Origin of the sequence: Streptomyces violaceusniger Tu 4113, assembly GCF_000147815.2 — a bacterium.
Taxonomy (GTDB): Bacteria; Actinomycetota; Actinomycetes; order Streptomycetales; family Streptomycetaceae; genus Streptomyces; species Streptomyces violaceusniger_A.
The window spans coordinates 7,008,385-7,034,772 of sequence record NC_015957.1 but is presented as its reverse complement, the minus strand read 5'-3'; the positions used below and the strand labels follow the sequence as shown (position 1 = coordinate 7,034,772).

General features: G+C 71.1%; 22 protein-coding genes and 3 pseudogenes. 13 read left to right on the top strand and 12 right to left on the bottom strand.

Annotated elements, in window-relative coordinates; all coding sequences use genetic code 11:
- Window positions 1-81: 81 nt before the first annotated feature.
- The 3 genes and pseudogenes from STRVI_RS54915 to STRVI_RS28610 all read left to right on the top strand — a co-directional run.
- Window positions 82-369: pseudogene (locus STRVI_RS54915) on the top strand (helix-turn-helix domain-containing protein); the annotation flags it as partial.
- Between the two features lie 516 nt (window positions 370-885).
- Window positions 886-1,548, top strand: coding sequence for a TetR/AcrR family transcriptional regulator (locus STRVI_RS28615; RefSeq protein ID WP_043240088.1), 663 nt, complete (start codon window positions 886-888; stop codon window positions 1,546-1,548).
- Window positions 1,549-1,829: 281 nt separating this feature from the next.
- A complete protein-coding gene (locus STRVI_RS28610) occupies window positions 1,830-2,456 on the top strand; it encodes an RraA family protein (RefSeq protein WP_014059113.1) in 627 nt (208 codons plus the stop codon).
- A gap of 64 nt (window positions 2,457-2,520) precedes the next feature.
- Here STRVI_RS28610 and STRVI_RS28605 read toward each other — a convergent pair whose 3' ends face one another.
- On the bottom strand, window positions 2,521-3,264 hold the full coding sequence (locus tag STRVI_RS28605) for a flavodoxin family protein (RefSeq protein WP_014059112.1): 744 nt from the start codon (window positions 3,262-3,264) through the stop codon (window positions 2,521-2,523).
- 275 nt (window positions 3,265-3,539) lie between these two features.
- On the opposite strand from STRVI_RS28605, the gene STRVI_RS28600 reads away from it, so the two are divergent.
- The 3 genes and pseudogenes from STRVI_RS28600 to STRVI_RS28590 all read left to right on the top strand — a co-directional run bounded on the left by STRVI_RS28600 (window position 3,540) and on the right by STRVI_RS28590 (window position 6,078).
- Window positions 3,540-4,088: a dihydrofolate reductase family protein gene (locus tag STRVI_RS28600; protein WP_014059111.1), complete on the top strand. Its 549-nt coding sequence runs from the start codon at window positions 3,540-3,542 to the stop codon at window positions 4,086-4,088.
- A 228-nt stretch (window positions 4,089-4,316) separates the two neighbouring features.
- Window positions 4,317-5,531 (top strand): helix-turn-helix domain-containing protein, encoded by a 1,215-nt coding sequence (locus STRVI_RS28595; protein ID WP_014059110.1) that lies wholly within the window; start codon window positions 4,317-4,319, stop codon window positions 5,529-5,531.
- A 125-nt stretch (window positions 5,532-5,656) separates the two neighbouring features.
- Window positions 5,657-6,078: pseudogene (locus STRVI_RS28590) on the top strand (ATP-binding protein).
- 347 nt (window positions 6,079-6,425) lie between these two features.
- Here the strand turns inward: STRVI_RS28590 and STRVI_RS28585 are convergent.
- The 3 genes from STRVI_RS28585 to STRVI_RS28575 form a co-directional block, all read right to left on the bottom strand.
- On the bottom strand, window positions 6,426-7,172 hold the full coding sequence (locus tag STRVI_RS28585) for a hypothetical protein (RefSeq protein ID WP_014059108.1): 747 nt from the start codon (window positions 7,170-7,172) through the stop codon (window positions 6,426-6,428).
- Window positions 7,173-7,419: 247 nt separating this feature from the next.
- The gene (locus STRVI_RS28580) at window positions 7,420-8,703 is read right to left on the bottom strand and encodes an MFS transporter (protein ID WP_014059107.1); all 1,284 of its coding nucleotides are present in this window, start codon (window positions 8,701-8,703) and stop codon (window positions 7,420-7,422) included.
- A 107-nt stretch (window positions 8,704-8,810) separates the two neighbouring features.
- On the bottom strand, window positions 8,811-9,599 hold the full coding sequence (locus STRVI_RS28575; RefSeq protein ID WP_014059106.1) for a DeoR/GlpR family DNA-binding transcription regulator: 789 nt from the start codon (window positions 9,597-9,599) through the stop codon (window positions 8,811-8,813).
- 212 nt (window positions 9,600-9,811) lie between these two features.
- Here STRVI_RS28575 and STRVI_RS28570 point away from each other — a divergent pair, with 212 nt between their 5' ends.
- From STRVI_RS28570 to STRVI_RS28550, 5 genes are read left to right on the top strand one after another with little or no spacing between them, the layout of a single operon-like run.
- On the top strand, window positions 9,812-10,480 hold the full coding sequence (locus STRVI_RS28570; RefSeq protein ID WP_014059105.1) for an HAD family hydrolase: 669 nt from the start codon (window positions 9,812-9,814) through the stop codon (window positions 10,478-10,480).
- Window positions 10,481-10,486: 6 nt separating this feature from the next.
- A complete protein-coding gene (locus STRVI_RS28565) occupies window positions 10,487-11,557 on the top strand; it encodes a 2-hydroxyacid dehydrogenase (protein WP_014059104.1) in 1,071 nt (356 codons plus the stop codon).
- The gene (locus STRVI_RS28560) at window positions 11,554-13,014 is read left to right on the top strand and encodes an FGGY-family carbohydrate kinase (RefSeq protein WP_014059103.1); all 1,461 of its coding nucleotides are present in this window, start codon (window positions 11,554-11,556) and stop codon (window positions 13,012-13,014) included. Before STRVI_RS28565 ends, STRVI_RS28560 begins: the two co-directional genes overlap by 4 nt.
- On the top strand, window positions 13,011-14,756 hold the full coding sequence (locus tag STRVI_RS28555) for a dihydroxyacetone kinase family protein (protein WP_014059102.1): 1,746 nt from the start codon (window positions 13,011-13,013) through the stop codon (window positions 14,754-14,756). The genes STRVI_RS28560 and STRVI_RS28555 overlap by 4 nt, the downstream gene beginning before the upstream one ends.
- Complete coding sequence (locus STRVI_RS28550; RefSeq protein WP_014059101.1) at window positions 14,753-15,217, top strand: ribose-5-phosphate isomerase; 465 nt, start codon at window positions 14,753-14,755, stop codon at window positions 15,215-15,217. Before STRVI_RS28555 ends, STRVI_RS28550 begins: the two co-directional genes overlap by 4 nt.
- A gap of 74 nt (window positions 15,218-15,291) precedes the next feature.
- Here the strand turns inward: STRVI_RS28550 and STRVI_RS28545 are convergent, their stop codons facing one another.
- From STRVI_RS28545 to STRVI_RS28520, 7 genes and pseudogenes are all read right to left on the bottom strand, one after another.
- Window positions 15,292-16,263: a glycoside hydrolase family 16 protein gene (locus STRVI_RS28545; protein ID WP_014059100.1), complete on the bottom strand. Its 972-nt coding sequence runs from the start codon at window positions 16,261-16,263 to the stop codon at window positions 15,292-15,294.
- A 541-nt stretch (window positions 16,264-16,804) separates the two neighbouring features.
- Entirely contained in the window at window positions 16,805-17,323 is a 519-nt protein-coding gene (locus tag STRVI_RS28540; RefSeq protein WP_014059099.1) for a cupin domain-containing protein, read from the bottom strand.
- Between the two features lie 187 nt (window positions 17,324-17,510).
- Complete coding sequence (locus STRVI_RS28535) at window positions 17,511-18,440, bottom strand: NAD(P)H-dependent flavin oxidoreductase (protein WP_014059098.1); 930 nt, start codon at window positions 18,438-18,440, stop codon at window positions 17,511-17,513.
- A gap of 618 nt (window positions 18,441-19,058) precedes the next feature.
- Window positions 19,059-19,712 carry a class I SAM-dependent methyltransferase gene (locus STRVI_RS28530; protein ID WP_014059097.1) on the bottom strand — a complete coding sequence of 218 codons (654 nt, stop codon included), beginning with the start codon at window positions 19,710-19,712 and terminating at the stop codon, window positions 19,059-19,061.
- Between the two features lie 99 nt (window positions 19,713-19,811).
- The gene (locus STRVI_RS56105) at window positions 19,812-20,237 is read right to left on the bottom strand and encodes an aminotransferase class I/II-fold pyridoxal phosphate-dependent enzyme (protein ID WP_353477082.1); all 426 of its coding nucleotides are present in this window, start codon (window positions 20,235-20,237) and stop codon (window positions 19,812-19,814) included.
- Between the two features lie 94 nt (window positions 20,238-20,331).
- A pseudogene (locus STRVI_RS56100) lies at window positions 20,332-20,964 on the bottom strand (aminotransferase class I/II-fold pyridoxal phosphate-dependent enzyme); the annotation flags it as partial.
- Between the two features lie 200 nt (window positions 20,965-21,164).
- A complete protein-coding gene (locus STRVI_RS28520) occupies window positions 21,165-21,509 on the bottom strand; it encodes a peptidase inhibitor family I36 protein (protein ID WP_014059096.1) in 345 nt (114 codons plus the stop codon).
- A 143-nt stretch (window positions 21,510-21,652) separates the two neighbouring features.
- Between STRVI_RS28520 and STRVI_RS28515 the strand changes: the two genes are divergently transcribed.
- Together STRVI_RS28515 and STRVI_RS28510 are read left to right on the top strand one after the other, a co-directional pair.
- Window positions 21,653-22,357, top strand: a complete 705-nt coding sequence (locus STRVI_RS28515; RefSeq protein ID WP_014059095.1) for a GntR family transcriptional regulator — start codon at window positions 21,653-21,655, stop codon at window positions 22,355-22,357.
- Between the two features lie 14 nt (window positions 22,358-22,371).
- A complete protein-coding gene (locus STRVI_RS28510; RefSeq protein WP_043240078.1) occupies window positions 22,372-23,235 on the top strand; it encodes an SCO6745 family protein in 864 nt (287 codons plus the stop codon).
- Between the two features lie 18 nt (window positions 23,236-23,253).
- On the opposite strand, the gene STRVI_RS28505 is transcribed toward STRVI_RS28510, so the two are convergent.
- Window positions 23,254-26,115 carry an FHA domain-containing protein gene (locus STRVI_RS28505; protein ID WP_014059093.1) on the bottom strand — a complete coding sequence of 954 codons (2,862 nt, stop codon included), beginning with the start codon at window positions 26,113-26,115 and terminating at the stop codon, window positions 23,254-23,256.
- Window positions 26,116-26,388: the final 273 nt, after the last annotated feature.

Here is a 26,388-nt window from a genome sequence, read left to right as displayed (position 1 = left end):
CTAGGGGGCGAAGCGGTCGGCTTCGGGGGTCGGCAGGAGCGGTGCGGGCTGCTGCCTTGCACCGAGGACAGTTACTTGCCCATGGATGTGCAGACTAGTTTATTGCCCATCGGTGTGCAAATATTGCTTGCCCGTCGATGGGCAAGCAGCGGGACCCCGCGAAGCGGCCCTGGTGAAGGAGGTGCCGCCGTGCCCAACCCGCGAGCCCTGCCTGCCCCCGGGCGCCGCCGGACGCGCACCACGCGGACCCGCATCCTCGAAGCGGCCCGCCGGGAACTGGACCGTGATCCCGACAGCAGCCTGGGCGACATCGCCGAGGCCGCCGGGGTGTCGCGCCGTACCGTCTACAGCCACTTCGCCGGGCGGTCCGCGCTGGTCGAGGGGCTCGTGGACGACGCCGCGGAGGCCCTTCGGGCGGCGCTCACCGAGGTCGCGCTCCCGGCCCCCGACGCCGCCACCGCCCTGGCACGCTTCGTCCTCACCCTGTGGCCGGTCGGCGACCGCTACCGCGTGCTGCTCCGGCTCGCCCCCCAGGACCTGGGCACCGAACGGGCCGACGTCCTCGCCCCCGCCCGCGACATGGCCACGGCGATCATCACCGAAGGCCGGCGGCAGGGCGTCTTCCACACCAGCCTTCCGCCGCCCGTGCTCAGCCGCGCCGTCGAGGCATACGTTCTGACGCTCCTCGAATGTGTGAACACCGGCACCTGGACCGACGACGGCACACGCACGGCCGCCGCCGCCCTCATCGCCGTGGGGGTCGACGGCGACCTCGCCCGGTGCGGTGGTGGTCCGCATGCCGCAAGCGATCCCGGATCGCGAGGAATGCCCCGTGTCAGAATGGACCTGCCGCTCCTGTCCGCCGTACCGCCCTCGAGGTTGTCCGTGACCAAGCCCGCTGCCCGCGTCCCGCAGCGACGCAACGCGCGCTCCAACCGGGCGCGCATCCTGGCCACGGCCCGCAAGGAACTCGGCCGGAACCCGGACATCACACTGGAGGAGCTGGCGCGCGCCGCCGGTGTCGTACGGCGCACCCTCTTCGGCCACTTCCCCGGACGGGTCGCGCTGCTCGAAGCGCTGGCCGAGGAAGCCTCCGAGGCCCTCCGGGACGCGGCGGTGGCCGGAGTGCAGTCCAAGGGCCCTGCCGAGCGGGCGCTCGCGCACTTCGCGTTGTCGATGTGGCCCGTGGGCGACCGCTACCGGATGCTCCTGGCGCTGGCCCGGCACGACCTGGGCGCGGAACGCGTCGCCGAGATCATCAAGCCCGCGCGTGACGACGTCACGTCCATCCTGGAGCGCGGACAGCGGGACGGCGTCTTCCACACCCATCTGCCCCCCGCGGTGCTCAGCGCGGGCCTGGAAGCGCTCACGGTCGCTCTGCTGGAGCAGGTCAACACGGGGGCACTGGAGGACGACGGCACCCGAAGCGCCGTTGCCATGCTCATCGCGGCCGGTGTGCCCGAGAAGCAGGCATGTGCCGTGGTCGAGGACGTCGCCGCCACGGTCACCGCGGAGGCCACGGAGGCCGCGGAGTCCACCGCCGACTGAGCCGTCGCACGGCGACGTGGACGACGGGCCCGGTGCTGGGGCCGGCGAGGTTCATGCCGGATCCGACGGCCGGCCGGGGCCCACGCCGGTCGTGTCGCCGAGCAGCCGTTGCATGAAGGCGAGATCTTCGTCCGCCAGGTCGCGACGTACCCGTGTGTCTCGGCGCTCCGGCCCCTCGCCATCGAGCTGCCGCGCTGCGGCCGGATGGCTAGCATTGACCACATGGTGTGTCCGGTATGGGGGTGATCGTCCGGTGCCGCGATGAGAGGGAGGTAGCGACGATGGCCAGCGATCCGAAACCCGTGCCCGACCGCGTGTCCTGCGCGTCGCTGGTCGACGCCATGGGCCGGGTCCACGGTCACCGGGCGCATATCGTCGGCCTCGTCAGCCCCGCGCCACGCAAGCTGTTCGGCCCGGCCGCCACGATTGCCTATGTGCCCTACCGCGACGACGTGCCGCACGCCGAGTTCGGCGATCTCTTCGGCCAGGCGGTCGGCGACCGTCCGGCGGGCACCGTGCTGGTGCTGTCCAGCGGAGGCTATTCCGACGTATCCCACGGCGGTGGAACGAAGCTCTCCAGGCTCGAACACACCCATGCCGCCGGAGTCCTGGCGGACGGGCGGCTGCGCGACTTCGACCAACTGGGCGCCTACGGCTTCGCGACCTGGTGCCGAGGGGAGGCGAGTCGCTGGGGCGGCGACATCGCCATGCCCTATGCCGCCAACGTCGCCGTGGAAGTGGGCGGCGTATGCGTGGTCCCCGGGGACTACGTCTACGCCGACGCCAGTGGCGCGGTCGTGATCCCGAGCGGAAGCCTGCGGCAGGTGATCGACGAAGCGCTGAAGATCGAGGCCGAGGATGCCCGCGCCGCGGAGGAGATCCTCGGCGAGTACCGGGCGCCCTCGTGAGGCACCGATTCTCGTCGAGAGGCCGGGCCGGTGGGCGGCCCTCTCGCAGAGATCCTCGGCAACCTCAGCGGTAGTCGGGGTTGGGGTAGTCGAAGCGGCAGCCCGCTTCCCACTCGGAGCGCTGGTTGCCGTGGGCGGGGATGCCGTCGGCACGCTTGAGCATGGCCCCCAGATGCATCAGGTTCCAGGTCATGAAGGCGGTGTTGCGGTTGGTGAAGTCGTTCTCCGGGCCGCCCGAGTCCGGGTCCAGGTACGACGGTCCCGGTCCCGCCGCGCCGATCCAGCCCGCGTCGGCCTGCGGCGGGATGGTGTAGCCGAGGTGCTGGAGGCTGTAGAGGACGTTCATCGCACAGTGCTTCACACCGTCCTCGTTGCCGGTGATCAGACAGCCGCCGATGCGTCCGTAAAAGGCGTACTGGCCCTTGTCGTTGAGCAGACTCGAGCAGGCGTAGAGACGTTCGATCACCCGCTTGGTCACCGAGCTGTTGTCGCCGAGCCAGATCGGCCCCGCCAGCACCAGGATGTCCGCCGCCATCACCCGCTCGTACAGCGTGGGCCAGGCGTCGGTGGCGAAGCCGTGTTCGGTCATGTCCGGGTAGATGCCCGTCGCGATGTCGTGGTCGACGGCCCGGAACTCGTCCGTGGTGACCCCGTGCGCATCCATGGTCGCGCGACTTCTGTCGATCAGCCCCTGGGTGTTGCTCTGCTGCGGAGACGGCTTGAGTGTGCAGTTGATGTACAGGGCGGTCAGGTCGTCGAAGCGGTACGCGTCATCGGTCGGGGTGGCGGTGGATGGCGACGCTGCCATGGGGGCTCCTCATACGGGACTGCTGATCCGGCGGGCCGGGCCAGGCTCAGCAGCATCTCGCGAAGATCGCCGCTTGCTATGGAGCGACACCAGGGGAGAGCAGGAGGGATGCGGGGCCCCGGGGGCACCGGCGCCACGGTTGCCAACGGCGTCGCCGAACCGATGAGTTCTGTCGCCCAGGCTGGTCTGCACTCTCGACACCTTGAACACCTTGAACACCTTGAACACCTTGAACACCTTGACCACGCGACATCGACCGACAAGGAGCAGTGACCGTGCGGAAGATCATCGAGCAGGCGGTAATCACCTTGGACGGCCAGATCAGCACCCCCCAGAACTGGCTCCCCACACGGTGGGCCGGCGAGTTCGAGCAACTGTCCAGGGACCTGCTCTTCTCCGTCGACGCGCTGCTCTACGGGCGGGTCAGCTACGAGAACCACGCCGAGGTGTGGCCGACCATGGAGGAGGCGTTCGGCGACTACGCGGTCCGGATGAACACCATCCCCAAGCACGTGGCGTCGCGCACCCTCACCGAGGTGAAGTGGAACGCCACCCTGCTCGGGGACGACGTCGTCGACGCCGTACGCAAGCTGAAGGAACAGCCGGGCGGCGACATCCTCAAGGTCGGCACCGGCGGCTCGTTCAGCCGGACACTGCTCGAGCACGGCCTGGTCGACGAGTATCTGTTCTGGCTGTTCCCGGTCATCGCCGGCAGCGGCGAACGGCTCTACGACGGGATCGACACCACGGACTTCGACCTGATCGACGTCAAGCGGCTCACCAACGGCGTCCTCGGCCTCACCTACGTTCCGAACGCCCGCTGACACCACCGTGCCCCGCCGTGCAACGGCACCAGTGTCCTGTGGACGGAAGCTTCAGCCCTCCCACCGGCGAACCGGCGCATCGGGATCATCGCGCAACCACGCGGATGCCGCCTAGAGGGGGCGGCCAGAGGCTGAGCGATCTCCCGCGGGCGCCGTACGCGAACGGCCCGCCGTAGCCCTCGCCCTCGGCGGCGCTTTCCCGAACGCGGCGGCGCGTACCGTGGCAGCGTGGCAAACGAAGACCTCGGGCGGACCCTGCGCCGCTTGCGCCGTCCGGCCTCCCTGACGCAAGAAGAGCTGGCCGAGCGCTCCGGCGTGTCCGTCGATGTGATCCGTCAACTCGAACAGGGGCGGAAACACTCGGCACGCCTCCCCACGTTGCACGCGTTGGCGAACGGTCTTGGTGTGGAGCTGACCACGCTTCTGGGCGACCCGCCTGCCGTCTCCTCCACCGGCGAGAACGACGGACCCCGCTTCGTAGCGGTGCGCCGCGCCATCATGCCCGCGCTCTGGGGACCGGAGCCGGAGCCACCAGGACCTGGCTTCTCGTCGGACCGTCTGCGCGAGCAGATCGCGGACGGCTGGACGCAGTACCACTCCGCCGAGTTCGACACGGTGATGAAGGCCCTGCCGGACTTGATCTCGGACGCGCGCACCGCTACGGCCTCGGCCAACGACGACGACCGCAGGACGGGTTTCGCGGCGCTGGGCAAAGCGCTTCAGCTCGCCGGACACGTCGCCGTGCGCATGGGCAAGACCGATCTCGCCCTCATCAGCCTGGAGCGTGCGATAGAGGCTGCGGGCCAGTCCTCCGATCCACTGCTTCCGCCGATGATCGTCAACTCCACGGCGTGGACCTACCAGCGGCAAGGCCGTCTGGAAGACGCGTTGAGCATTGCCCTCCGTGTCGCCGACGACATGTTGAACGCGGGCCGTACCGACACGGCCGACGGCCTGAAGGTGTGGGGCGCGCTGACCATGAGCGCCGCCACGTCGGCCGCGCGAAGCGGCGACTATGAGCGCGCGGCGGCGATGATGGAGACGGCGGAGAAGGAAGCCGCCCGGGTCTCGAAGCTGCCCGACGGCGGCGACAACCGTATGGTCAGCGTCTTCAGCCCGTCGTCGGTCCGCATCGAACGCGTCCGGCTCGCAGTCCAGTACGGGCACCCGAAGGACGCCTTGGCACTGGCCAAGGGGATACGGCTGAGCAAGGACACCCCGCCGTCCTGGCGGACGTGGCTGCTGCTGGACGTGGCCCGGGCCCACACGGACATCGGCGACGCGGCCGGGGCGGTGAAGACCCTGGAGTCCCTGCGCCGGGTGGCGCCGACGTGGATGCGGCACCACACCTTGGCCCTGGCCATCGTCCGCGACCTGTGGGCACTCCCCAACCACCCGCCGGGGCTACGGCCGTTGGCGGAGTTCCTGGGGGTCAGCGAATAGCGTGCTGAAAGTGGGACGTTGTGCCCCTGTCGGCGTTTCCCGGCATGTCGCTTACATAAGGCGACAGCGCCCCGGCGGCCGTGCGACCAGCCCGGGGGTTGGCCGATCCGAGGAAGCAGACCGACATGCCGCAACCTACAACGCGTGCCCGCCCGACCGGGCGTCCCGGGTACAGCGAGACTCTGCCGCGCGAGCCCGAGAGCGCCGCCACCGCCCGGCGCCTGGTGCGCGTCGCCTTATCCGTCTGGGGCCTGGACGACTTGGCCGAGGACGGAACCCTGATCATCTCCGAGTTGGTGACCGACGCCGTCCGGCACGCGCGGAGAGAAACCATCCGGGTCGTCATCGACCGCCCCGGGGCGGCACGGGTGCGGATCGGCGTCGTGGACTTCTCGAAGGTGCGCCCTGTGCGCAGGGAGCCGAACATCGGAGACGAGAACGGGCGCGGCTTGGCACTCGTGGGGACACTGGCAAGGGACTGGGGCACCGAGCCGCTGCCGTGGGGAAACGGGTATGGGCAGAGCTGGGCGGGGAGGTACGAGGATGAGTACGTGCGCAGTGATCCGGCACGAGACGTGGACCCTGCAGCCCGACCGCGAGCCGGACGCCGAGCCGACGACGTACGCGATGGAGTGCGCGGTCTGCGGGGAGGCGCCTGAAGCCTCCGGGGACTTCGCCGATGCCGGCGGTCGGGGTGTCCGGCGCGAGGGCGAGCGGGAACGGGGTGCCGCGCCGCCCCGACCGGCCGGTGCCGGCGATGGCCGGTACCGCCGCGATCGGGGCGGTTGTGCGTCTGCCGGCCACCGCTCATTGAAGAGGGCCGGGGCCTGTTCTCGATGAGCGGCATGCCGGTCGACATCAGCTACTGTCTGCTGCCGGTCTGACGCCCCGGCCTCACTTCAGATGTCGGGTGAAGAACTGGGCCGCGACGTCTCCCGCGAACTGCGGGACGCCGGTGTGCCCGCCCATGTTGGCGTGCAGGGACTTCTCCTTGGAGCTGAAGGCGTCGAACAGGTCCAGGGCCGCCTGCCGGTCGTTCCCTTCGTCGTCCCACTGCAGCAGGACGTGCAGGGGAATGGTGACCTGCCGGGACTCCTCGAACATGGCGCGAGGCACGAAACTCCCGGCGAAGAATGCGGCGGCCACGATGCGCGGCTCGACTACCGACAGCCGGATGCCGATGGAGATCACTCCCCCCGAGTACCCGACCGGGCCGCCGATCTCGGGCAGTGAAAGGAGGGCGTCCAGGGCGGCCTGCCATTCCGGAACTGCCTTTTCGACCAGCGGGAGGACGAGGGCGTCGACGATCTCGTCGCTGACCGGCTCGCCGGCGTCCATCGCCCGGCGCAGGTCGGCGCGGGCCTGCTCGGCGGCGGGCCAACGGGGCCGGTCGCCGCTTCCGGGGAGCTCGATGGTGGCCGTGGCGAAGCCCTCCGCCGCGGAGTGCCGGGCCCGGGCCACCAGCCGGGGGTACATCTTGCGCAGCCCGAGGGGAGGGTGGCCGAGCAGGATCAGCGGCACCGGTGTGGATGTGGATGTGGATGTGGATGCGGGTGTCCACAGGATGCCGGGGATCTCGCCGAGGGAGAATTCGCGCTCGAGGACGGCGTCGTCGAGACGCTGTTCGGAAGTGAATCGCATGGTCGTGCCTTTCGGGAGGGCTCTCAAACGGCGCTCCCGGACGACCTATCGCCCGACCGTGACCCCGGAGGGGAGCACCCATGTCGATACTGCGTTCACGGGTACCACCTCCTCGTTCTCTCGCACGGCCTCCGGAAAAGTAGCAGTGGTCGCTGTGTGCCGCCAACGGGTTTCTGCCCAACCCGCCCGGCCCGGCCGCTCTCGTGGTGCGGCGGGCCGGTGCGGGTGCCACCCGGCGCGGCGGGGTTCAGGCAGTCGTGGTGGTCGAGGCCGTGTCCGTACGGGGCTGCCGGCCGGTCGTCGTGTCCAGGGCCGGGGGCTCGTCACCCCGTTCCTCGGGCAGCTTCAGCAGGAGCGTCAGCACGAAGGCGACCAGGTAGAGGGCGAGGAAGATCAGGGTGACTCCGCCGGCGCCGACGAGGGGGAAGAAGAGGCTGGCGAGTGCCGGGCCGACGAAGGCCGCGCCGCCCGCGCCCAGGTTGAGCAGGGCCATCGAGCCGCCCTTGTTCTCCGGCGCCATCGACGGGATGAGCGCCGAGATGGGGACGAATCCCGCGAGGGTGGCGCCGTAGAACATGCCCGCGAGCACCGCGACCCAGTAGTAGTCCGCGCCGAGCCAGGTCGGCACGAAGTACAGCGTGGTGACGCTGATCGCGCAGCCCAGGGCGCCGAAGCCCGCGATGGTCGTGCGCCAGCCGATGCGGTCGGAGAGGACGCCGAAGATGAGGTTGAAGAAGATGTTGGTGCCGTAGATGATCGCCAGCAACTGGAGCCACTTGTCCTCGCCGAAGCCGACGTCGTCGGAGAAGATCCGCGGCAGGTACACCAGCATGCCGAACTCCGGGGCCGTGTTGATGACCCGGACCAGGCAGCCCACCAGCACGCGCGGATGGGTCCAGATGATGGAGACGGAGTTGAGCAGGCTCTGGCCGGTGGTGACCTCCGGCGGCGCCATCCGGTCACCGCCGGGCCTCCTGCGCGCGCCGACCAGAGCGATGGCGCCGCCGAGGAGGATCAGGGCGAGTGCCGACCACAGCGTGCCCAAGCGGCCGAACGAGGGGATCGTCAGGCTCGACCACAGCGAGCCGAGGGTGGGCAGGCCGCCGGTGAAGGCGAAGTAGAACCAGCCCACCGCGGTGCCCAGCCGGGCCTTCGGCGCCGTGTTGGTGATCCATACGAGGAAACCGAACGCGAAGAGCGGGTAGCCGAACCCCCGGAGGCCGTAGAAGAGCAACATCAGCGGGTAGTTCTCGGTGCCCAACGCGAAGAGCAGGTACGCGGCGTCGAAGACGGCCCAGATCACCAGGCCCGTCCACATCACCCGGCGCGGCCCCCACACCTGGCAGAGCGCACCGGAGAACCACGACGCCAGCATGACGGCGATGCCGTACACCGTGATGACGTACCCGGCTCGTACGTCCGTCGCCGCGCCGTGGTCGGCCATGTACGGGGCGATGAATCCGGCTTCGACACCATCGCCGATCATGAACAGGAGTACGCCCAGATAGCCCAGGATCAAGGGTTTCGGCATCGCTCGACCTCCACTCTGCGGTGATGTAAGGAGTACGACCGCAGATACTCAAGCGCGCCGAGAGAAATATCAAGAGTCTTGGTAAAGATAACGGGATCGAGTGGTAACTACTCCGTCTCGACGACCCGCACATCCGTCAGCTCCCGCATCTCCCGTACCAGCTCCTCGTCCACCGGACCGGTCAGCAGAACATGGTCGAAGGAGTCCACGCCCTCGAGCTGGTGCAGCGCGCGACGGCCCACCTTGCTGTGGTCCATGAGCAGCACGCTTCTCGCGCCCGCCTGCCGGGTGGCCCGCTTGATGCTGACGATCTCCTGCTCCTGGTGGAACGTCATGCCCGCGGTCATCGCGGAGGTGGAGAGCACGCTCAGATCGACGGAGATGCCACCGATCATGTCCATCGCCGGCAGGCCGATCCATGAGTCATGGGTGCGCGAGTACTCGCCGCCCACGCAGATCAGCCGGATGCCCTCGGCGCCCCTCAACTCCTCGGTGATCAGACGGTAGTTGGTCACCACGGTCAGCGGCCCCACCTCGGGCAACAGCCGGGCCAGAGCCAGCGCCGAGGTCGAGTCGTCCAGCATCACCGACGTCCCCGGGGCCACGAACGGCAGGGCGGCGTGGGCCAGTGCCCGCTTCTCGTCGGCGTGCGCGTGCAGCCGGAAGTCGGAACTGGACTCGAAGACCATCGAGGGCTGCGCGGAGACGCCGCCGTGGTACTTGCGCAGAATGCCGCGGTCCGCCAGCTCGGCGATGTCCCGGTGGACCGTCATCAGGCTGACGCCGGTCAGCTCGACCAGTTCGGCGACGGTGGCGTCCCCGCGGGCCAGAACGTGGTCGACGATCACTTGGTGCCGCTGCTGCCGCGCGCCGCGCGACGACGGGGGAGTAGTCATGCCCCCATCCTGCCGTGTTCATTTCTCACATAGAACCAGTGACAACTCACGCAGCCGATGTTAATTTCGCTGTGCCGGACACCGCCGGGTGCAACGGGCACCGCCCGGTGCGACGGACACCGCCGGGTGCGACGGACACCTCCCGGTGCCACGGACACCGCACGGTGCTCCGGCACAGCCGGAAATCATCAGCCAGGAGATCAGGGGTACGCATGGCCGACGCAGTGGTCTTCGACATGGACGGCGTACTGGTGGAGAGCGAGCATCTGTGGGAAGAGCTGTGGGCCGCGTACGCCGCCGAACGCGGCCGCGCGTGGGGCCCGGATCAAACGCGGGACGTCCAGGGGATGAGCGCCCCCGAGTGGGCCGCCTACCTCACCCGGTTCTGCGGGGCGGGTGACTCCGCGGCAAGCACCGAGGAGGTCGTGGTCGACGGCATGGTCCAGGCGCTGGCCGACGGCCGCATCGGCCTGCTGCCCGGAGCACGCGAGATGATCTCCGCCACCGCCGAGCTCGCACCCGTCGCGCTCGCCTCCTCCGCGCCGCGCCGGGTCATCGACGCCGTCCTCGTCCACCATGGTGTCGACCACCACTTCAAGGCGACCGTCTCCAGCGCCGAGGTGGAGCGCGGCAAGCCGAGCCCGGACGTCTATCTGGCCGCCGCCCGCGCCCTCGGCGTGGCCCCGGAGCGCTGTCTGGCGGTGGAGGATTCCAGCAACGGACTGCGCGCCGCCGCGGCCGCCGGGATGACGGTGGTGGCCATCCCCAATCCGCAGTACCCACCCGCCGACGACGCCCTCGCGGCCGCCGCCTACCGTTCTGCGGACCACCATGCCGTACGTGACTTCCTGCTCAGCAGGCTCGACACCCGAGGGGAGTGACCCGACATGACCGCGGTCCTGGCATCCGGCGACGACTTCATCGCCCCCGAACTCTTCGCCGACGCTCTGAGCGAGAGCCTGCCCTCCGCCGGGCTGAGCTTCCGCACGCTGCGCACCCGCTGGCCGAACGAACCCTTCGGCCCGGTGGGCGCCGACGGGCAGGGGAACGGGGGTGTGAAGGAGGCCAGCGGCACCGAGGAACAGGTGCTGGAGGCGCTCGGTGACGCGAGTGTCGCCCTGACCCAGATGGCTCCGTTCACCTCCCGTGTCATCCGCGAGTCGCCCCATCTGAAGTTCATCGGCGTGGCCCGTGGCGGCCCGGTCAACGTGGACCTGGCCGCCGCCACCGCCGCCGGGATACCCGTCACCTTCACGCCGGGCCGCAACGCCGCCGCTGCCGCCGAATTCACCATCGGCCTGATCCTCGCCGCCATGCGCCACCTCACCTTCGCCGACGCGGCCCTCAAGGAGGGCACGTGGCGCGGGGACTACTACGCCTACGAGAACGCGGGGCTGGAGCTCGACGGCGCCACCGTCGGCCTCGTCGGGTACGGAGCCATCGGCTCCATCGTGGCCCGGGTGCTGCGCGCCTTCGGCGCACACGTCCTCGTCTCCGATCCGTACACGGATCCGGCCCGGGCACAGGCCGACGGTGTCGAGCTCACCACCCTGGACGACCTGCTGCGGCGCAGCTCCGTCGTGAGCCTGCACGCCCGCGTCACCCCCGAGACCCGGCATCTGCTGAACGCCGGCAACCTCGCGCTCCTGCCCGAGGGCGCCGTCCTCGTCAACTCGGCCCGCGGCGAGCTGCTCGACTACGCCCCGCTGCCCGGCCTGCTGGAGTCCGGCCGGCTCGGCGCACTCGCCCTGGACGTCTACGACATCGAGCCGCCCCCGGCCGACTGGCCGCTGCACAAGGCCCCCCATGTCATCACCACGCCTCATCTGGCGGGATCCACCCGGCAGACCGCCGACCGGGCCGCCCTGATCACCGCCGCCGAGGCCGCCCGCTTCCTGCGCGGTGAACCGCTGCGGCACGTGGCCAATCCGGAGGTGCTGACCGGGGGCCGGCCATGATCGTCGGAGTCGACATCGGCACCTCGGTCACCAAGGCCCAGCTCATCTCCCGCGACGGCCGGACCACCCCCGCCCACGAGGCCCGCAGCACCGTCTACACCCTGCCCGGACACCGCGTCGAGCAGGACCTGGACGATGTCGTGGGCACCGTGGAGACCGTCGTACGGGCGGCACTCGCCGACGCCGCGCAACTGGGCGAGGAACCGGCCGAGGCCCTGGCCCTCACCGGGCAGGGCGACGGCCTGTGGCTGCGCGACGCCACCGGCGCCCCCGTCGGCCGCGCGCTGTCCTGGATGGACGGCCGGGCCGCGGACCGGCTCGACCGGTGGACCGCCGACGGCACCCTGCACGCCCTGCACCGGCGCACCGGCGTCGGCCTCTTCCCCGGCTCCGCGGCACCCCTGCTGGCGCATCTGGCCGAACACGAGCCGGAGCGGCTGGGGGCGGCCCACGTCGCCGGATACTGCGTGGACGCCGTCGTGCAGCGGCTGACCGGTGCCGTGACCGTCGATGTCTCCGACGCCTCGCAGCCGTTCCTCGACGTCGCCACCCGCACCTACGACGAGACCGCGCTCGAGCTGTGCGGACTGTCCGCACACCGCCGGCTGCTGCCGGATCCGGCGCCGCCCGGCACCCTGCACCGGCTGCTGCCCGACGCCGCCCGGCGGCTGGGCCTGCCCGCCGGGCTGCCGGTCTCGGCCGGTCCGTTCGACATTCCGGCCTGCGCCTTCGGCTCGGGAGTGGCCGAACCGGGCGAGGGCAACCTCATCATCGGCACCACCCTCGCCGCCCAGGTCCTCGACACCGAGCCGCGCCCGGCCATCGCCGAGGACCCGGCCGGGATGCTGCTGGCGACCCCGTACGAGGGCCGCTATCTGCGGGTCATGCCCGCCATGATCGGCACCGCGGGCCTGGACTGGCTGCTGAAACTTCTCGACGTCAAGATCGAGGCGCTGGACGCGCTGCTCGTCCAGTCCCCGCCCGGCGCCTCGGGCGTCACCGCGCTGCCGTTCCTGTCCGCCAGCGGCGAGCGCGCACCATTCGTCGACCCGCGGGCCCGTGGCCGCTTGGACGGTCTCTCCCCGCTGGCCGGCCGCGCCGACCTGGTACGGGCGCTGTGCGAGGCCGTCGCCTACTCGGCCCGGCACTGCATGGAAACCCTCGGCGTCACCCGCACCGTCACCGCCTGCGGCGGCGGCGCGCGCTCCGGCGAGTGGGCGCGCATCTTCGCCGGTGTCCTCGGCGGTGACCTGGACGTCTGCGACGACGCCGTGGGCATCCGCGGTGCGGCCCACGTCGCCTGGCGCTCCCTGGGCACGCCGGTCGACCCCGTCGCCTGGCGCGCCCGCCTGCGTACCGTGACCGCCGAGCGCGGGCTGATCGACCACTACGCCGAGGGCTACACCGCCTACCGCCAGGCCCTCGACATCGCACGCGAAGGCTGGAGCACCCGATGACCAGGCTCTTCAACGACCCCGCCCGGTTCACCGACGACATGATCACCGGGTTCGCCGCCGCCCATCCGGAACACGTACGGGCCGTGCCCGGCGGTGTGGTGCGCGCCCGCCCCACCCGTACGGGGAAGGTGGCCGTCCTCACCGGCGGCGGCTCCGGCCACTACCCGGCCTTCTGCGGTGTCGTCGGCCCCGGATTCGCCGACGGTTCGGTCATCGGCGATGTGTTCACCTCCCCGTCGGCCGCCCGCGCCCGCTCGGTCGCCGAGGCGGCGGAGGCGGGCGGCGGTGTCCTCTTCCTCTTCGGCAACTACGCCGGAGACGTGATGAACTTCGGCCTCGCGGCACGGCAGTTGGCGGACGACGGCACTCCCGCCCGCTGCTTCGCCGTCACCGATGACATCGCCTCCGCCCCCGCCGACCAGACGGCGCGGCGGCGGGGCATCGCGGGCGGCTTCGTCGTCTTCAAGACCGCGTCGGCGGCGGCCGAGGAAGGCGCGCCGCTGGACGAGGTCGTCCGCGTGGCCGAGCACACCAACGCCCGTACCCGCACGCTCGGAGTGGCTTTCGACGGCTGCACCCTGCCGGGCTCCGACGCGCCCCTGTTCACCGTTCCCGAGGGCCGCCTGGGCCTCGGTCTCGGCATCCACGGCGAACCGGGGGTGAGTGAGGACACCCTGGGCACCGCCGAGGACCTGGCCCGCGCCCTGGTGACGGGGCTGCTGGCGGACCGGCCTGCGGACACGGACGGCGAGGGCCGGGTCGCGGTCGTCCTCAACGGCCTCGGCGCCACGAAGTACGAGGAGCTGTACGTGCTGTGGGGCGCCGTGGCCCGGCTGCTGGACGAGGCGGGGCTCACACCCGTACGCCCCGAGGTCGGCGAACTCGTCACCAGTCTCGACATGGCCGGTTGCTCCCTCACTCTGAGCTGGCTGGACGACGAGCTGGAACGCCTGTGGCGCGCACCGGCCGACACCCCGGCCTTCCGCCGGGGGACACCGCAGGAAGTCCCGGTGGACGCCGCCGCCGCACGGCCCGCCGCCGCCCCGCGCCGCCCCGAGCGGTCCGCCGCCACGGCATCCGGCGCGGCGGTCGAGGTCGCGGAGCTGTCCGTCCACGCACTGCGCGCCGCCCACGACGTACTGCACCGGGACGCGGAGGCCCTGGGCAGGCTGGACGCAGTGGCGGGCGACGGCGATCACGGCCGTGGCATGTGCAAGGGCGTCGACGCGGCACTGGTGGCCGCCGAGAAGGCACACGCCGAACGGCTCGCCCCGGCGGCGGTGCTCGCCGCCGCCGGAGATGCCTGGGCGGCGGAGGCCGGAGGCACCTCGGGTGCGCTGTGGGGCGTGGCGCTGCGCGCCATCGGCGCCGCACTGCCGGCCGACCGGGCGCCGGGACGCGAGGAGTTGGCGTCCGCCGCCACGGCCGCGCTCACCGCCGTCACCTCGCTCGGCGGGGCCGAGGTGGGCGACAAAACCCTGGTCGACGCTCTCGCGCCGTTCGCCACCGCCTTCGCGGCGCGGCTGCGGACCGGAGACCCGGTGGCCGAGGCGTACGCGTCCGCCGTGGCCGAAGCCCGTACGGCCGCCGAGGACACCGCCGCCCTGCGCCCCCGCCTCGGCCGCGCCCGCCCCCTCGCCGAGCGCAGCGTGGGCACCCCCGACCCCGGAGCCACCTCACTCGCCGCGGTACTGACCGCGGTGGCCACCCTCCACACGACGACAGGAAGCGATCCCGTATGACCACCGCGAACGCGTTCCGGATCGTCGTCGGCTGTGACGACGCCGGCTACGACTACAAGGAAGTCCTCAAGCGGGATCTGCTGGCCGACCCCCGGGTCGCCGAGGTCATCGACGTCGGCGTGGGCAGCGACGAGCACACCGCCTACCCGCATGTCGCGGTGGAAGCGGCCCGCCGCGTCGCCGAGGGCACCGCAGACCGCGCCCTCCTGGTGTGCGGCACCGGCCTCGGCGTGGCCATCAGCGCCAACAAGGTCCCCGGCATCCGCGCGGTCACCGCCCACGACAGCTACTCCGTGCGCCGCTCGGTCCTCAGCAACAACGCCCAGGTGCTCTGCTTCGGCCAGCGCGTCATCGGGCTGGAACTCGCCCGTTCGCTCACCGACGACTGGCTGGCGCAGAGCTTCGACGAGACCTCTCCGTCGGCGGAGAAGGTTGCCGCGATCCGGAGCTACGAGGGCTAGGACAGACCGACAACGTCGGGCTCCACGACCACAACCGGATCGTGGAGCCCGACGTACGGGGAGCCGTGTCGTCGTTACTGGCTCACCTTGACGGAGAACGAGTCCACGCTCATCCCCTCACCGGAGGTGGTGTCCGCCGCCGGCGAGGTGCAGCCGCAGACCTTGTTCGGGTAGGAGCCGCCGACCGCGACATTGAAGATGGCGAAGAACCCGTGGTCGACCGCCTTCTTCCAGGTCTCGGCGGACACCTGGTTCTGCTTCACCGTGAAGGTTTCCTTGCCGTCGCGGTAGAAGCGCAGTTGCTCGGCGGAGGTGTCGGTGCGATCCACGATCACGGAGTACGTGTGGTAGTCGGTCTGGCAGCCGTCGCACGGCAGCAGATCGCTGGTGATCCCGTCCGGGTCGTGGCACTCACCGGCCCACTCCCCGCAGTGGAAGGTGTTCGAGTGCTTGCTCAGCCCGTTGACGTTCTCCATGATGTCCAGCTCGCCGATGCTCGGCCAGTTGGTGGCGCCGGTCGGACGGGCGTCGGCGCCCATGGCCCAGAAGGCGGGCCAGATTCCGAGGGCCTTCTCCGGGTTGGGCTGCTTGAGGGAAGCACTGATCTCCAACTGCCCACCGGCCGGGGCCTCGAAGTCGGTGCGCTGGGTCTCCACCCGGCCGGACGTCCACTTCCCGGAACCGTCGCGGATCGGCTTGATCACCATGTGACCCTCGCCGTCGTGGTAGACGTTCTCGGTCGAGTCCGTGACCGACTCGACCTCCCCGGTGCCCCAGTTCGGGGCGCCGCCCGGGTAGCCGGTGCCGATGTCGTACAGCCAGTCGTTCTTGTTCAGGCCGGTGCCCGCCGCGCCGTCGAAGTCGTCCTGGAAGACGGTGGTCCACTCGGCCGCGGCGGCGGGTTCGCCGGCGGCGGCGGTGTTGGAGGACACGGTCAGAGCCAGCAGTCCGGTCAGCGGAAGCGACAGGGCGGCCACGAAGGCCAGTACGCGTCGTCGGCGGCGGGGCTTGGCCTCCGCCGTCGTACGGGAGGTGATCCTGAACATGTGGGGGGCTGCTTTCGTCCGAAGGAACGTCGGTCACGGGGTGTGCGAGCCCCCGTAGCCCGCTCCTGGCGTGGGGTGTGGTGGAGGCTGGACTACGGGGACTCGGGCACAGGGACAGCGCGAGCGCCATCGGGTCGAGAGAGCGCTCACACAGAACGACTGTCTTGGACCCTGCCCTTGCCGGTCAAGAGCCGCGCCGAGTTCACCAGTTGAACGTAAGCCCGTCGCATGGCCGCGACCTCGCGGAAGTATCGCTCGCCCCACTTCAGAATTGGAGACATACGCGGGGTGCCGGCATCCGCGCGTGCCAACTCTTGACGGCACCCCGGGGTGGGCCGAATGAGTGTGAGGAGGCCCCGTCGGCTGCCGGAACTGCCGCGAGGGCGGCCTCGACCACGGCCGCGGTCGACCGGAACGCCGACCATGCCGCCGATCTCCTGGCCCGGCACATCGACCGCACCGCCGAGGGGGCTGAGGCACGTCTCCGAGAGCGGCGAGCCGGACGCCGAGCAGGCCGGTGGCGGTGTCCCGGACCCCCGGACTACTCCGTCCCGGGTTCGAAGTCCTCCACGAAGTAGCTGTCGTGCCGGATGCGAAACCGCTTGAGTTCCTCGCCGCCACGCTGGGTCATCTCCGCGACCCTCTCGAAGTACTCCTCGCGCGGGGCGCCCGGGGCGAACAGCAGGAGCATGGACACGGGCTCGTCCGCCACGTTCTTGAACGCGTGCAGGCCACCGACCGGTACGTACAGGAAATCGCCCTCGCGGCCCGTGATCCACTTCTCGCCGTTGTAGAGCTCCAGCTTGCCCGAGAGGATGTAGAAGGACTCGGAGATGGCCTTGTGGAAATGGGTCTTGGGTCCGCCGGACCGTGGACCCATCTCCAGCTTGTACAGGCCGAATTCGCCGCCGGTCGACTCGCTGGTGGCGAGGTAGTGGGTCGAGCCGCCGGGTGAGGAGAGGTCCGGCGGGGTGCCGGCCGGGCGGAAGGTCGCGTTCACTTCGCCCCTGTCGCCGTGGTAGCGGGGCTCCGGGTACTCGAGGTCTTCCGGGTAGGACATGATGTGCTCCTTTCGGCAGGTCTCCACTGGCATGATGGCTCCGCCCCGGGAAGGCTGCATCGGGCTTCCGGATGACCTTGGTGGTCGTTGAACGGGGCCGGAGACCTAAGCCCCTGTCGTCAGTCGGAATCCTGGCCGGAGAGCGCCCCGCGCAGGCGTGCCACCGCGCCGGTGGCGAGTTCGCGGATCAGTCCGCGGCCGGTTCGATCCTGGTCACGGCGCCGACCGACTCGCCCGCGTAGAGCGGCATCGCGTCCACCTGCCCGGTCGTGGTCCGGGTCGGGCAGAACGGACTGGATGCCGGGACGGGCACGGTGGCACCGGCCAACACGATCTCGCCCGCCACGTCCGTGTCGAGGCCGCGCGCGCGGTCGACGCAGGCCGAGAGGACCCGGTGCGGTGCGTCGGGCCACATGGCCGAGAACTGCGTGGTGAGCACGGTGTCGGCGGCGTCGGCCCGGATCAGGGCCTGCTGATACTCCGGGTGCGCGTCGGCTTCCGTAGTGGCGACGAACCGGGTCCCGATACGAGCGGCATCGGCCCCGGCCGCGAGGACCGCCGCCACGGATCTCGCCGTGGCGATGCCGCCTGCCGCGACGACCGGGATGTCGACGTGCTCCACCACTTCACAGAGCAGCGGCAGCATGGCCCGGGATCCGCGGACGTGGCCGCCCGCCTCCGCTCCCTGGACGACGACGAAGTCGCATCCCGCGTCGGCCGCCTCCCGTGCCTCCGCCACCGAGCCGACCTGCCACGCGGCGAGCGCCCCGCCCGCCTTGCCCCGAGCGACCAGCCGAGGGGAGGGGGCCGCCCAGAAGAACTCGACGACGGACATCCGCTCCGCGGCGATGTCGATGCACGCCTGGTCCTGGAGGACGGGGAGGATGAAATTGATCCCGACCGGACGGGTGGTTCGCCGCCGTACGTCCTCCAGCAGCCCGGTGAGGGCTTCCGGTGTCGCCATCGGGAAGGCGACCATGCCGAGGCCGCCGGCCTCGGAGACCGCGGCCGCGAGGTCCACGCCACTCACCCAGCCCATCCCGGCCTGCTGGACGGGCACCGTGCAGCCGACGAGTTCCGTGAAGCGGGTGCGCGGGGCCGGTGGTGTGGTTGCCATGGTCCGATGGAACAGGCCCGCCGCCGGACGAGGCGGCTCCGACGCGGCCGCTCCGGTGTGCGTCACGCACAAGGCGTAGCACGGCCTCGCGGCCCACCCTCCCAGCGGGACTCGACATGTGCTGGGCCCGCCCGCTCCCCTCCCGCTCCCGTCCGCGGTGCAGGCCGGGAGTGGCTGCATGACCCGCGGGGCGGGGGTTACCCGGTTGGTGGCCCGACCAGTGCCCTGCTGCACGTGGCCTGAGACCAGGGGCCCTAAGGGTTTCCCCCTCCCCGGCCTCCATGTAATTGCGCGATCTCCGTGTTGCTGTGCGCTTGTGCCACGAGCATCAGGACCTCGTGCTCACGGGCCGTCAGCCGCCTGAGGGCGGTGGAGGACGCGGGCGGGGCGATGCTGCCGGCGAAACGCGAGATGAGACGGCGGGTGCCGCATCCATCACGAAGGGCCGATGACCACCCATGCGCTCCTCACGTTCACCGCTCCCCCTCACCGTGGCCACCGCCTCCCGGCGTATGCGGGACCACGCACGCCGACTGGTCCTGGCAGCGGCCGCCGCACTCGCGCCGGCGGTGGTGTCGACCGACGCTCATCTGATCCTCGCCGGAGCCGGACCGGTTCTCAGGCACAGGCGGCCGGTGGTTCCGCGACGCCGATGAACTTCCCGGCCACCAGCCGGATATGGGCCGACCAGCCCAGCGCCGTGAGGTCGGCGGCGAGTGAGGAGGGGGCGTGGAACACCTTCACGATGCGGTACCGGCTGCCGTCGTCGAGTCGGCGCAGGGCCACCGGGACCGGCTGGCCGGAGAGCACGGTCTCCTCGGCGGCCGCGGCGGGACCGTCATCGATGAAGACCGCTCTGCCACCCGGTGCGAGTGCGGAGGCGACGCTGTTCCAGAAGCCGGGCAACCGCGCCGGTGGCACGTGGGAGAGCCAGAAGGCGAAGAACACCGTGTCGTAGCAGCGCGACGGCTGCCACTCGAACAGGTCGGCCTCAACGAACCGGACGGTGGCGGGCGCGGTACGCGCACGAGCGAGGGCCAGCGCTTCAGCCGCCGCGTCGACGGCCGTCACCGAACGCGCCCGCGTGGCGAGCAACGAGGTCCACTGCCCCGTCCCGCACGCCAGCTCCAGCACATCCCCGGCAATCGGGAGGTCATCGACGGCAGCCAGCAACTCCCGCAGGTCTTCGCGCTCCGCGTAGGGCCGGTCGTATTCCGCCGCCCCCGCCCTGTAGTAGGCCATCTGCTCGGTCAGAAGAGCGTCGTCATCCACTGCGGGTTCCTCCCGGTTCGGCCGCAGCCGAGCACCCTCGGCTCGGGAGCCCGGTCGCCACCGGCACCCTCGACCTTGACCTTCGGGCAAGGTCAAGCGTCAGGCCGGCCGCGGCCCGCAGGGTCGGCCAAGGACATCCTTGGCCATCAGCTCAAGCCGCCCGGCGAACTCGGTGAGCCCGGCCCGGTCCACGTTGCCGAAGCTGACCCGGAAGACCTGGCGGTCGTCGGGCAGGAAGGCGGTGCCCGGAATGACGAGCGTGTCGTAGCGGGTGATGAGGTCGCGCACGACGTCGTCGGTGCCGCGGTCGGCGAACGGGTGGCGGACCCAGCCGAAGAACCCTCCGCAGCTCAGCAGCTCGAAACCGCCCGGCAGCTCGGCCAGCACGGTCTCCAGCCAACGCCGCTTCTCCGTGGCCTCGTTCGCACGCGCACGCCGCCACTCCTGGGCCGAGGTCAGCCCGGCCCAGGCGGCCTCCTGCCCGACGCGCGGAGGGCAGATCGCCACGCAGTCGAGCAACTTCATCACCTCGCGGTTCAGCTCGGGCGAGGCGACCACCGGCGCCCACCCGGTAGCCGGGAATCGCGAGGTCCTTGGAGAAGCTGTGCAGGCTCACCAGGGTCCGCGCCCAGTCCGGGTCGGCGAACAGGTCGTGCGCCGGTCGCACGGTGTCGCGGAACGAGCGGTAGGTCTCGTCCACGATCAGCGCGATATCGTGCCGCTTCGCCACCGCGTAGAAGTCCGCGAGCACATCCGGCGGAATGGTGACACCGCTCGGGTTGCCCGGGGTGACCAGCACGATCGCCCTGGTACGCGGGGTGATGAGCGCTTCGGCCGCTTCCGGGTCGGGCACGAGATCGGGCCCGGGCTCCAGGTAGCGCGGCACGACGCCGTTCATGCGCAGCCACATGTCGTAGTTGAAGTAGTACGGCAGGACTTCGATGACCTCGTCGCCCGGCTCGGTGAGCGCCTGCGCGACCAGGCAGAACGCCTGGTTGCAACCAGCGGTGACGACCATCTGGTCAGCCCCCACCGGGCTCTGGTAGCCGCGGCTGAGGTCGGCGGCGAAGGCATCCCGCAGCCGGGGCAGTCCGGGGCTCGGCACATAGGCGGCGCCGTTCGGCTCGTGCGCGACCTTGGCGACGTGCTCGATCAGCTCGGGCGCGGGCGGGTAGCTCGGCGCGGCCTGGGCCAGATCGAGCAGCGGCCGCTCGCCGCTGCGGCCCGCCAGCAGGGCATACGTCGCGCCCATCGGCGAATCGATCTCCTGCACGGTGCGCGGGCTGAGTCGCACGTCGGCGCTCCTTCACGGGGGGCTGGCCGCTGTCGGTTCACCGCGATGCTACCGACCTCCCCCGCGCGCCGACCGGGCCACGGCAGCGGGGACGCGCGCGAGGGAGGCGGAGGAGAGCACTCACCACCTGCACAAGCTGGCGTCCAGAGACGGGTGGGTCAGCAGTTGTCGCCCACCGCGTCGATCTTCGAGCCGAACCGGCCGCTGTAGTTGCTGGCGTAGTCGCCCTTGCGGACCGAGTGGCACTCCTTGCCCGAGGCCCAGTCGATGAAGGCACCGGTCCTGTTGGCCCGGAAGGAACCCACGTGGTCCGTGAACCGGCTGGGCAGGTCCACATAGCCGCCCCGCCAGGTGTAGAGCTCGCCCGTACCGTCCTGGAACCGCCACAGGCAGATCGCGTTGCTCGCGCAGGCGGGCAGCGCCTGGGCCTGTACGGAGGGGCCCAGCGTGGTCACCACAACGGTCCCGGCAACGAGCGCGAAGCGTGTGAAACGTGCGTTCATTCCGTCCTCCTTGACGCGGAAGCCAACGCCACGATTGTTCAACTCGGGACGGACGGCGGATAGACAGCTCCTGTGTTCGACGGTGGCCCACATCGATCATTCAAAGATAATCGATTATCGTCTGGATCATCTATGATGGCGGCATGGCTCAGACGACCCACACGTCGACCTCCTCGGGGAAGCAGATGCTCTCCGAGCAGGTCTACGCACACCTGCGGGACGCGATCATGCGTGGGGACCACGCCCCCGGTGACGCCCTCAAACCGCAGGACCTCGCCAAGGAACGGGGCGTGAGCCTGGCCGTCGTGCGCGAGGCGCTCGTACGGCTGGTCGGCGAGGGCCTCGCGGACCGGCTGCACAACCGAGGCTTCGCCGTCCCTGCCCACTCCGACCGCCGCTGGCAGGAGATCGCGGAGGCCCGCCGGACCATCGAACCGGTCGTGCTGCGCATGTCCATCGAGCGCGGCGACGTCGACTGGGAGTCCCGCGTACGCGCCGCCCACCACCGGCTGACCCGGACCCAGGCGTACGTACCGGGGGAGGGCGAGTACTACAGCGCCGCATGGGCCGAGGCCCACCGGGTCTTCCACCGCGCACTGCTGGAGGGCTGCGGCAACCCCGTCCTGCTGGAGACCTTCGACCGGATGTGGACCGCGAGCGAGCTGGCCCGCCGCTGGTCGGCACACCGCAACCCAGGCCGGGACGGCGTCCGTGAGCACCGCCTGCTGGAGGAGGCGGCGCTGGCCCGCGACGCCGACACGGCGGCCGAGGTACTGGTCCAGCACCTCACCATGACCGCGGCCGTACTGACCGGCCGCACCCACCACGACCCCGCGAAGGAAGCCTGATGCGCCTCGCCGACCTGACCACATTCGAGCCGAGCGCGGGCCGCCGCTGCCACAGCGTCGTCAATCCCCTGCACTCATGCGTGTACTTCGCGCCCGAGCGGCAGGACGAGTTCGCGGCGCTCGGGCTGGAGCGCGGGGCCATGGCCTACTTCGCGGACCGCGCGGCCCCGCTCGGGGCGGTCGGCGCGGGCACCGTCTCGGCGACGTTCTACAACTTCAACCACGAGCATGTGGAGCGGTTCATCCCCGCCGCGTGGGCCATCGCCACGCCGGAGGCGGTGCTCGCGGCGCGGCTGCGCGGCGCGAACAAGGTGCTGCGGCGGCTGCTCGGGGAGACGGCCCTGACGTCGAAGGAGATGGCCGAGGCCGCCGAGCTGGCGCTGCGCGCCACCGAGGCGTGCCACCGGGAGGCGCGGCCGCTGTACGCCGCGAACGCGGGGCTCCCGGTGCCCGAGGAACCGCATCTGGCCCTGTGGTACGCCGCGACGCTGCTGCGCGAGCACCGGGGCGACGGTCACCTCTTCGCCCTGGCCATCGCGGGGCTGTCCGGGATCGAGGCGCTGGTCCTGCACAACGCCACCGGCACCGCGCCGACGTCGGCGACGTTCATGCGGACCCGCGGGTGGTCCGCCGAGCAGTGGGCCGCCGCCCGGGACCGGTTGCGCGAGCGCGGACTGCTGGACGAGGCGGGGGATCTCACGGAGTCGGGCGCGGCCCTGCGCGGTGACGCCGAGGCGCTCACCGACCGCCTCGACACCGCCCCGTACGACCACCTCGGCCCGGCCGCCACCGCGCGCCTCACCGAGCTGGCCGGTGGCTTCACCGAAGCCCTCAGGGCGGCGGGCGCCTTCCCGGCGGTGCACTTCGGCAAGGGCTAGTCGCCACCAAGCCGCCAGCTAGTCGCGCATGACGTCGGGTTCGTGCCGGCGCAGCAGACGTGCCACGGCGAAGCCGCAGACCAGCCCGATCGCCACGAGCACGCCGAGGTCGATGCCCCACTGGGAGACGGTGTGCGCCCACAGCGGGTCGACTTCGTTCGGCTTGTCGAGATTCCAGGGCGGCATGGTGTGCCCGAGGTCGAGTGTGGTCCCGGCGCCCGCGACCGCCCAGCGGGCGGGCATCAGCCAGCCGACCTGTTCGATGCCCGGAGAGCTGAACAGCTTGAAGAGGACGCCCGTGAAGACCACCTGGACGATGGCGAACATCACCAGCAGCGGCATGGTCTTCTCGGCCGTCCGCACCAGCGCGGAGATGACCAGGCCGAACATCATGGAGGTGAAGCCCAGCGCACTGATCACCACGCAGACCTCGACGGCCGTGGGCATGAGCAGCCCCTGGGCGGGCAGTTGGCGGACGGAGAAGCCGATCGCGCAGAGGACGGCACCCTGCATCGCGGTGATCAGACCGAGGACGATCACCTTCGACATCAGATACGCGGACCGGGACAGACCCGTGGCTCTCTCCCGTTCGTAGATCACCCGTTCCTTGATCAATTCGCGTACGGAGTTGGCCGCGCCGGAGAAGCTCATGCCGATGACGAGCACCAGCAGAATGGTTCCGGACTCCTGGTTGTAGCGGAAACCACTGTCGGGCGGTGGCGGGACGAGTCCGTACTTCGCCGGAACCAGACAGCTGACCCCGCCCAGCACCGCCGGGAGGAGCAGCATCAGCGCCATGAAGCCCTTGTCGGAGGCGATGACCGACAGATAGCGGCGGATCAGGGTCCACAACTGGGCCACCCAGTACCGCCGTTTGGGCTGCAGGGCTCGCGCGGGCGGCTGCGCCGGAAGGGTGCCCGGCTGCTGCGGCGGTACGGCCGAGCCGACCTCCGCGACACGCCGGACGTGCTGCGGGGAAGCCCGCCAGCGCCCGCCCCAGTCGTCCTCGCGATGGTTCTCGAAGGCGGAGAAGACATCGGCCCAGCTCTCGTGTCCGAAAAACTCCAGGGCCTCGCCCGGGACGCCGAAGTAGGCCACGGAGCCGCCGGGCGCCATGACCAACACCCGGTCGCACAGCGCCAGTTCGGCGACGGAGTGGGTGACCACCAGCACGGTGCGGCCGTCGTCGGCGAGCCCCCGCAGCAACTTCATGACATCGCGGTCCAGGCCCGGATCCAGCCCGGAGGTGGGCTCGTCGAGGAAGAGCAGGGAGGGCTTGGTCAGCAGCTCCAGGGCGACGGACACCCGCTTGCGCTGACCGCCGGAGAGCGAGGAGACCTTCTTGTCCCGGTGCACGTCGAGCTTCAGCTCCTGGAGCACCTCGTCGATACGGGCCTTGCGCTCGGCGGCCTTGGTGTCACCGGGGAAGCGCAGCCTGGCGGCGTACTTCAGCGCGGTGTCGACGGTCAGCTCCTTGTGCAGGATGTCGTCCTGCGGAACGAGGCCGATACGGTGGCGCAACTCGGCGAACTGCGTGTAGAGATCGCGGTGGTCGTAGAGGACATGGCCGCGGTCGGCGGGCCGGTAGCCGGTGAGGGCGCGCAGGAGGGTGGACTTCCCGGAGCCCGACGGCCCGACTACCGCCACCAGGGACTTCTCCGGGACGCCGAAGGAGACGTCGTCCAGGATGGTCTTGCCGCGCCCGACGGTCACCGTCAGGTTCCGGGCGGCGAAGGAGACTTCACCGGTGTCGGCGAACTCCTCCAGCCGGTCCCCGGCGAGGCGGAAGGTGGAGTGGCCGACACCGACGATGTCGTGCGGACCGATGAGCTGACGGTCCACGGGCTGCCCGTTGACAAAGGTGCCGTTGTGGCTGCCGAGGTCGACGATCTCGAAGCGGCCACCGGGCAGGGGCCGGAACTCCGCGTGGTGGCGGGAGACATGCGGGCCCTCCACCACGAGTTCGTTGTCCTGCGCCCGGCCGATGCGCATCGGCCGCCCCTGGACGAGCCGGTGAACACCCGACGGGCTCCGGTCAATGAAGTGGGTTGCGGCGGCTCCGTGGGGCCCGTCCCCGTCTGTGGCGGCGGCGGGCCGGTGCGGGTCTCCGGCGGCGGGCCGGTGCGCGTCCCGGGCGACGCTCGGGCCTGCGGTACTGGTCGGGGCCGCCGCCGCTTGCCCCACTGAGGCTGCCGCCGCCGACGCCGCGCCCGCCGCGCCCGCCGACGCCGCCGCGCCCGCCGACGCCGCCGCGCCCGCCGGGGCCGCCGCGCCCGCCGGGGCCGCCGGACCCTCCCCCGCCCGGGGGTGGGGCGCCACCGGGGGTGCACCGGCGGCTGCCGCCGTGCCCCAACCCGTATCACCTCGCGCCCCGCGAGGGGGCTGGGGATGGGCCTCGGGACGGTGCTGGGGATGAGCTTCAGGACGGGGCTGGGGATGAGCCTCGGGACGGGGCTGGGGACGAGCTTCAGGACGGGGCTGGGGATGAGCCTGGGGACGTGCCTCGCCCTGGGGTGCCGCCGCGCGGTCCTGCGCCGCAGCGGGCGCCTGGTCGCCACTCGCCGCCGCCGCTGGCGCCGCCGCCGGCGCGGCCTCGGTGAAGTCCAGCCGCATGCCGCTGGAGAAGTGCCCCAGCCGGACGATCGAACCGTGGCCGATCTCGATCCGCTGGACACGGTGTCCGTCCACGAACGTGCCATTCGCGCTGCCGAGGTCCTCGATGACCCACGTCCCGCCGACGCAGCGGATCGTGATGTGCCGCCGGGAGACGCGGCGGTCGATGGTCGGGATGTCGGCCTGCTGATCGCGCCCCACGGTGTAGCTCCGGGACGCGTCCAGGGTCCAGGTGCGTCCATTGGCATGCAGTACAAGTTCCGGCACGTCTGCCCCAAGTCGGTCGTGTGCACCGAGGCCGTCTGCGTGAGGATAGTCGACGGCTCGGACGGGTCCTGCGGGTCCTGCGGTTCCGCCGTGTGCCCGGACGGCCCGGGAACCGGCGGGCGTCATGCGGTCTGCGGCGCGAGGCGGCCGAAGTGGTCGTCGGGTGTCACGGCGGTGTGTCCTCGTGGGGTCGGTCAGTCGGTGTGCGGCCCGGACCGGGCACGCCGACGCGTACGGCCATAGCCGGTTTGGAAGAGGGCGCGGGGCATGCGG

Coding starts and splice junctions, on each gene's coding strand:
- STRVI_RS28610 (WP_014059113.1), top strand. CDS start 1,830: ATGGCCAGCGATCCGAAACCCGTGCCCGACCGCGTGTCCTGCGCGTCG.
- STRVI_RS28570 (WP_014059105.1), top strand. CDS start 9,812: ATGGCCGACGCAGTGGTCTTCGACATGGACGGCGTACTGGTGGAGAGC.
- STRVI_RS28555 (WP_014059102.1), top strand. CDS start 13,011: ATGACCAGGCTCTTCAACGACCCCGCCCGGTTCACCGACGACATGATC.
- STRVI_RS28520 (WP_014059096.1), bottom strand. CDS start 21,509: ATGAACGCACGTTTCACACGCTTCGCGCTCGTTGCCGGGACCGTTGTG.
- STRVI_RS28605 (WP_014059112.1), bottom strand. CDS start 3,264: ATGGCAGCGTCGCCATCCACCGCCACCCCGACCGATGACGCGTACCGC.
- STRVI_RS28540 (WP_014059099.1), bottom strand. CDS start 17,323: ATGTCCTACCCGGAAGACCTCGAGTACCCGGAGCCCCGCTACCACGGC.
- STRVI_RS28575 (WP_014059106.1), bottom strand. CDS start 9,599: ATGACTACTCCCCCGTCGTCGCGCGGCGCGCGGCAGCAGCGGCACCAA.
- STRVI_RS28535 (WP_014059098.1), bottom strand. CDS start 18,440: ATGGCAACCACACCACCGGCCCCGCGCACCCGCTTCACGGAACTCGTC.
- STRVI_RS28565 (WP_014059104.1), top strand. CDS start 10,487: ATGACCGCGGTCCTGGCATCCGGCGACGACTTCATCGCCCCCGAACTC.
- STRVI_RS56105 (WP_353477082.1), bottom strand. CDS start 20,237: ATGAAGTTGCTCGACTGCGTGGCGATCTGCCCTCCGCGCGTCGGGCAG.
- STRVI_RS28580 (WP_014059107.1), bottom strand. CDS start 8,703: ATGCCGAAACCCTTGATCCTGGGCTATCTGGGCGTACTCCTGTTCATG.
- STRVI_RS28545 (WP_014059100.1), bottom strand. CDS start 16,263: ATGTTCAGGATCACCTCCCGTACGACGGCGGAGGCCAAGCCCCGCCGC.
- STRVI_RS28585 (WP_014059108.1), bottom strand. CDS start 7,172: ATGCGATTCACTTCCGAACAGCGTCTCGACGACGCCGTCCTCGAGCGC.
- STRVI_RS28550 (WP_014059101.1), top strand. CDS start 14,753: ATGACCACCGCGAACGCGTTCCGGATCGTCGTCGGCTGTGACGACGCC.
- STRVI_RS28560 (WP_014059103.1), top strand. CDS start 11,554: ATGATCGTCGGAGTCGACATCGGCACCTCGGTCACCAAGGCCCAGCTC.
- STRVI_RS28515 (WP_014059095.1), top strand. CDS start 21,653: ATGGCTCAGACGACCCACACGTCGACCTCCTCGGGGAAGCAGATGCTC.